Origin of the sequence: Nocardia pseudovaccinii NBRC 100343, from assembly GCF_001613225.1 — a bacterium.
GTDB classification, from domain to species: domain Bacteria; phylum Actinomycetota; class Actinomycetes; order Mycobacteriales; family Mycobacteriaceae; genus Nocardia; species Nocardia pseudovaccinii.
Genome location: NZ_BDBY01000064.1, coordinates 1 through 4085, shown reverse-complemented (window position 1 = coordinate 4085; position 4085 = coordinate 1). Strand labels below are relative to the sequence as shown.

Here is a 4085-nt window from a genome sequence, read left to right as displayed (position 1 = left end):
GATTCTAGATGAAACTGGTTTGGGCGCACCCGACTTGGTGATCGATGGCATCGTCGGCATCTCCGGCCGCGGCCCGCTGCGGCCGGTGGCGGCGGAAATCATTGCCGCTCTGAATGTTCCGATCATCGCCGCCGACCTGCCGAGCGGGGTCGATCCGGACACCGGCGCGGTGACCGGGCCCGCTGTCCGAGCCGAGGTTACGGTCGCATTCGGCGCTTACAAGCCGGTACATGCCTTGGCCGCGCCCAACTGCGGCCGAATCGAATTGGTGCCCATCGGCTTACGGCTACCCGAACCGAATCTCGCAGCGCTGGAACCCGCGGAGATCGGTGCGCGGTGGCCGATCCCGGGACCCGCCGACGACAAATACACCCAGGGCGTCACCGGCATCTGCGCGGGCAGCGCGACCTATCCCGGCGCAGCCGTGCTGTGCACCGGTGCCGCCGTCGCGGCCACCTCCGGTATGGTCCGCTACGCCGGAACCGGCGCGGCGGAGGTCCTCGATCATTTCCCCGAAGTCATCGCCGCCCAGGACATCTCGTCCACCGGCCGAGTGCAGGCCTGGGTATTCGGCCCCGGCGCGGGCACCGACACCGACGCCCACAAACGACTCGCCGAAATCCTCGCCACCGATCTGCCCGTCGTCGTCGACGCCGACGGCCTCACCTTGCTCGCCGCCGATCCCGACCTGGTCCGCGGCCGCACCGCCCCGACCGTATTGACCCCGCACGCAGGCGAATTCGCCCGCCTGGCCGGGCACGAAGTCGGCCAGGACCGGGTGGCCGCCGTTTGCGAGCTCGCCGAATCCTGGCAACTCACCGTTCTCCTCAAAGGCCGAGCCACCCTCGTCGCCACTCCGGGGCGCCCGGTACTCGTCAACGAAGCAGGGGGTTCCTGGGCCGCCACCGCCGGTGCGGGTGACGTCCTCTCCGGCATCATCGGCGCCGTCATCGCTGCGGGCTACGATCCCGCCTGGTCCGCCGCCGCTGCCGCCCGCGTCCACGCCCTCGCCGCCAACCTCGCCGCCCACGAAAACCACCCATCCGCAGCCCCCACCTCCGCATCACCGCTCCTCGACCACGTGCGTCCGGCAATCCGAACTTTGCGCACGCTTGCGGCAAAGTGACGTGCGCTGCCCCGGACCGCCCTTTTGCTGCATCGACGCCCCTGCGAGACGCGCTGGTCTCGGCAACCGGCGGCCGTCCGGGGCATCCGAGTCCTACCTGCGCTGGCCGCTAGGGACCCCTGCCCCGCTCCTCGCCGTTGGGCCATGAACCGACGCCCTCGCGCGAGCCAGATGCCGAATGGCAGGATCAATAAGCGTGGAGGCGCAAGTGGAGACGGTTATCGATCTGGATGCTATTGCCCACAACGTGCGGATCCTGCGTGAATACGCGGGGGATGCGGCGGTGATGGCGGTGGTCAAGGCCGACGGCTACAACCATGGCGCCGTCGAGGTCGGGTGGGCCGCGCTGGCGGCCGGTGCGGTGGAACTCGGGGTCACCACGGTCGCCGAGGCGGTCCAGTTGCGCACCGCCGGAATTACCGCCCCGATCCTGTGCTGGCTCAATAATTCCGATGCCGACTTCGGCGCCGCGGTCGAGCACGATATCGAGATCGGCGTCTCCTCCCTGGATCACCTGCTGGCGATCGAGGCCGTGGCGCGCGCCTCCGGCCGGACGGCCATCGTCTCGCTCAAGGTCGACTCCGGCCTCAACCGCAACGGCATCGCGCCGCTCGAGTACCCGGCGGTGCTCGCGGCCCTGCGCACGCTGGTGGACGAACAGGTGGTGCGGTTCCGCGCGATCTTCTCCCACCTCGCACACGCCGACGAGCTGGAACACCCTTTTCTCGACGTCCAGCGCGACCGCTTCGTCGAGGCGGTAGGCACGGCCAAGGAATACGGCCTCGAACCGGAACTGGTCCACCTCGCGAATTCGGCCGCCACGCTCACCCGCCCGGATCTGGCCTTCGATATGGTCCGTCCCGGTATCGCGATGTACGGCCTGACTCCGATACCCGAACTCGGCGAGTTCGGCCTGCGGCCCGCGATGACCTTTCAAGCGCGAGTCGCCCTGGTCAAAGAGGTCGCCGCGGGTGAGGGTGTCTCCTACGGCCACCAGTGGATCGCTCCGCACGACACCACCGTCGCCCTCATCCCCGCCGGATACGCCGACGGTGTGTTCCGTCCGTTGAGCAACCGCTTCGCGGTGTGGCTCGGTGGCGAATTGCGCCCCAACGTCGGTCGCATCTGCATGGACCAATTCGTCGTCGATCTGGGCGACAATGCCGCGGGCGTCGTCGAGGGCGATACCGCGATCCTGTTCGGCGCGGACCAGCCGCGCGCCCAGGACTGGGCAGATCTGCTCGGCACCATCCACTATGAGATCGTGTGCTCCCCACACGGCCGAGCGGTGCGGCGCCATGTAGGGGGAATTAGATGAGAACAGTCGTCCGCGGCGGTTTGGCAACCGCCGGTGTGGTCGGCGCGCTGGCGGGCGCCCATGCCCTGCGTCGCATCGGCGCCCGGGTGCTCTGGCCAGCTCGCGTCGATCAATACCGCGACGAGAACTTCGACCTGCTCGACGTGGACCGCTCCGGCGCGGTGCTCACCGAAGACGGTGTGCGCCTTGCCACCCGGGAATGCGGCCCGCCCGACGCCCCGGTTACCGTGATCTTCGTGCACGGCTTCTGCAACACCATGGAGTCGTACCACTTCCAGCGCCGTGATCTGGAAAAGCGTTGGGGCACAAGCGCGCGCCTGGTCTTCTTCGATCTGCGCGGCCACGGCCGCTCCGGCACCCCGACCACCGACAGCTGCACCGTCGCCCAACTCGGGCGCGATCTGGCGGCCGTCATCGAGGCGACCGCTCCGACCGGGCCGGTGATACTGGTCGGTCATTCGCTCGGCGGCATGGCGGTGCTCGCCGCGGCGGCGCAGTTTCCGGAGTTGTTCGCGGCACGGGTGATCGGGATCGGTCTGCTCTCGACCGCAGCGGCCGAGGTCACCTCGGCGGGAGTTGCGCAGCTGCTGCGCAACCCTGCGGTCGACGGTTTCCGATTGGCCGTGCACACCGCGCCCGCGTTGGTGCAGGCCGGGCGCAGCACTGTCCGGCATGTGATCACGCCGATACTGCATGTCAGCTCGTTTCACGGACACGTCAGCCCGACACTGTCGCGCTTCACGACGCTCATGATCGACCGCACGCCCGTCGAAACGATCGTGAAATTCCTGAAGGCCTTCGAACTGCACGACGAATCCGCCGCGCTGCCGACGCTCGCGGACCTGCCGGTGCTGGTGCTCGGCGGCGCGCACGATGTCGTCATCCCGTTCCGCAATTCGCGGGCGCTGGCACGCGAATTGCCCGAGAGCGAACTCGTCCGACTCGATGACGCCGCGCATATGGCGCATATGCAATTCCCGGATCTCGTCAATGCCGCACTCGACCGGCTGCTCGTGCGCGCGGGCGTCATCGACGACACTCGATCGACCGCGGAGGTCGCCGGTGGCTGAACGGCAGCAACGGATTCTGCCCACGGTCGCCGATACGGAGGCCTTCGGGCGCGAACTCGCCGCCGGTCTGGGCGCGGGTGATCTGGTGGTGCTCGACGGACCGCTCGGTGCGGGCAAAACCGCACTGACTCGCGGTATCGCCGAGGGCCTCGGCGTGCAGGGCCGGGTCAGCTCACCGACCTTCATCATCGCCCGCCAGCACCGGGCCGGACAGCGCCAGGGCGCCGCGCCGGTGCCGCTGGTGCATGTGGACGCGTACCGACTCGGCGGCGATCTGGACGAATTGGACGCACTGGATCTCGACACCGATCTGCATCAGGCGGTCGTGGTGGTGGAGTGGGGCAAGGGTGTCGTGGAACACCTCGCCGAGCGGCACCTGTACGTGTTGCTCTCGCGCGAACCGAATTCCGAAGTCCGCACCGCGATCTGGGAATGGGTCGGATAGGCCGCGCGGAGGCCCCCTGACCAGGGTGCCGTAACTACCGAGTAGCTCCGCACCACGCCCAGGTACCACCCGGTATCGTTGGGCCAATCATGCTTGTACTAGCCGTCGACACCGCGACACCCGCCG

4 protein-coding genes are annotated in these 4085 nt (G+C 68.4%); all 4 read left to right on the top strand.

Annotated elements, in window-relative coordinates; genetic code table 11:
• A partial coding sequence (locus NP3_RS07275) for an NAD(P)H-hydrate dehydratase (protein WP_063039053.1) occupies positions 1–1126 on the top strand: 1126 nt, incomplete at its 5' end.
• Positions 1127–1304: 178 nt separating this feature from the next.
• Entirely contained in the window at positions 1305–2444 is a 1140-nt protein-coding gene (gene alr / locus NP3_RS07270; RefSeq protein ID WP_063039051.1) for an alanine racemase, read from the top strand.
• The gene (locus NP3_RS07265) at positions 2441–3514 is read left to right on the top strand and encodes an alpha/beta fold hydrolase (RefSeq protein ID WP_063039049.1); all 1074 of its coding nucleotides are present in this window, start codon (positions 2441–2443) and stop codon (positions 3512–3514) included. Before alr ends, NP3_RS07265 begins: the two co-directional genes overlap by 4 nt.
• Positions 3507–3959, top strand: a complete 453-nt coding sequence (gene tsaE, locus NP3_RS07260; RefSeq protein ID WP_062983010.1) for a tRNA (adenosine(37)-N6)-threonylcarbamoyltransferase complex ATPase subunit type 1 TsaE — start codon at positions 3507–3509, stop codon at positions 3957–3959. Before NP3_RS07265 ends, tsaE begins: the two co-directional genes overlap by 8 nt.
• The last annotated feature ends 126 nt before the right edge of the window (positions 3960–4085 follow it).

What these genes read in the sequence shown, in the direction of transcription:
- NP3_RS07265 (WP_063039049.1), top strand. Translation starts at nt 2,441, where the DNA reads ATGAGAACAGTCGTCCGCGGCGGTTTGGCAACCGCCGGTGTGGTCGGC.
- alr (WP_063039051.1), top strand. Translation starts at nt 1,305, where the DNA reads ATGGCAGGATCAATAAGCGTGGAGGCGCAAGTGGAGACGGTTATCGAT.